Genomic DNA, 1,240 nt, shown 5'->3' with positions numbered 1-1,240 from the left:
CTTGCCTCAGCAACAAGTTGATCTATCAGGACGTCCCGTTGCGTCATTCACCAGGGCTTGACCTGCACCTCAACACTCAAACGCAACGGTGTTGAACCCGCCGTGCGCGCGCAGGGCGGCATGGTCATCGCCGAGCGCATCGTGCCGGTTCTTGGCGAGCACATCGCCGGCCACGACCCGGCCCGCGCTCTCGCCGAAGTGGAAGCCAAGCGGCGGATCATCCGGGCCCACGACAAGTGGTGCCAGGGCGAGTGCGAGGCCAAGTACCCGGACGGTGGCTTCGACGCCGCGTACTACTGGTCGATCAAGTCGCTCGCCGCCGCATACGGCGACCACCCCGCCTACCGAGAGGAATGGAGACCATGACCGCTGAGCGTGTCCGTGTCCTTGTCCTGCTGCTGTTCGGCGACCAGGCCGAGATCGTCGCCGACGTCCCGCCGGCGGAGCAGGCCGAGCCGGAGCGCTACCCGGCCACCGAGATCGCCGACGCCCTCGGCATCCAGGTCCATGATCTGCCGGGCGTGCGACTGACCGCCGAGGCTGGCGAGGACGGCCGGCTGTCCGGCTGGCGGTTCGTCTGACCAGCTGACAGGCCCCTCACCCGAAGGAGGTCGGCGCACCCGGAGCTACATGACCGGGCGCGCCCCGCGCGTCACAGTGAGCTCGTCACGACATCTATCGCACCCCGCAGGCCCGCCTCGCCGCTCCATCCTCATGGGGCGAGGCGGGCTACGTGCCGCAGACGGGCCCCTCCCCGCATGCGCGCCAGCGTGGTAGGAGTGACGCTGGTGAAAGGGCCGAACCTCGTGTGATGGTGTCGCTGCCCGACAAGACAGGCGGTCGGCGTATCCAGATCGACGATCAGACCCTCGGCACCGCGCGCAGTCTGCACGACCTGAGCGTGTTCCTGAACCGCGTCGGCATGGAGGGCTGGGACGAGGTGGATGTGCCCGAGAGACTTCTGATCGAGGGGCACGGCGGAGGGCCGGAGGTGTGGTCGGCGAGACCGTGAGAGAAGGCCCAAGCGCCCCGCCGCGCCTGCAGGCCGGGCGGCCTTCGCTCGCGGCCGTTGACCGGAGCCGGATCACCCTAGACGAGTCTGTCCGAATACGATCAGTGATCGAAGGCGGTCAGTGAGCGGCTGGCCGCCTGGCCGGTCTGGAAGTTGTGCCAGAGTGCGTCCTGAACGCGAGGAGGAGCTTGATGTAGGAGGAGCTGCTCGAAGCGGTGCTGCGTGATC

Annotated in this window: 3 protein-coding genes; all 3 read left to right on the top strand. The window is 68.1% G+C overall.

Annotated elements, in window-relative coordinates; translation table 11 throughout:
• The first annotated feature begins 57 nt into the window (after positions 1-57).
• The 3 genes from ACWDA7_RS53080 to ACWDA7_RS53070 all read left to right on the top strand — a co-directional run bounded on the left by ACWDA7_RS53080 (position 58) and on the right by ACWDA7_RS53070 (position 1,012).
• Positions 58-366 (top strand): DUF6221 family protein, encoded by a 309-nt coding sequence (locus ACWDA7_RS53080; RefSeq protein ID WP_450615437.1) that lies wholly within the window; start codon positions 58-60, stop codon positions 364-366.
• Positions 363-581, top strand: a complete 219-nt coding sequence (locus tag ACWDA7_RS53075) for a hypothetical protein (protein WP_450615435.1) — start codon at positions 363-365, stop codon at positions 579-581. Before ACWDA7_RS53080 ends, ACWDA7_RS53075 begins: the two co-directional genes overlap by 4 nt.
• 230 nt (positions 582-811) lie before the next feature.
• A complete protein-coding gene (locus ACWDA7_RS53070; protein WP_450615433.1) occupies positions 812-1,012 on the top strand; it encodes a hypothetical protein in 201 nt (66 codons plus the stop codon).
• The last annotated feature ends 228 nt before the right edge of the window (positions 1,013-1,240 follow it).

The sequence above is a fragment of the Streptomyces sp. NPDC001156 genome, from assembly GCF_053598275.1.
Note: the sequence above shows the minus strand (reverse complement) of the source record. Positions and strands in the feature narration are given on the sequence as shown.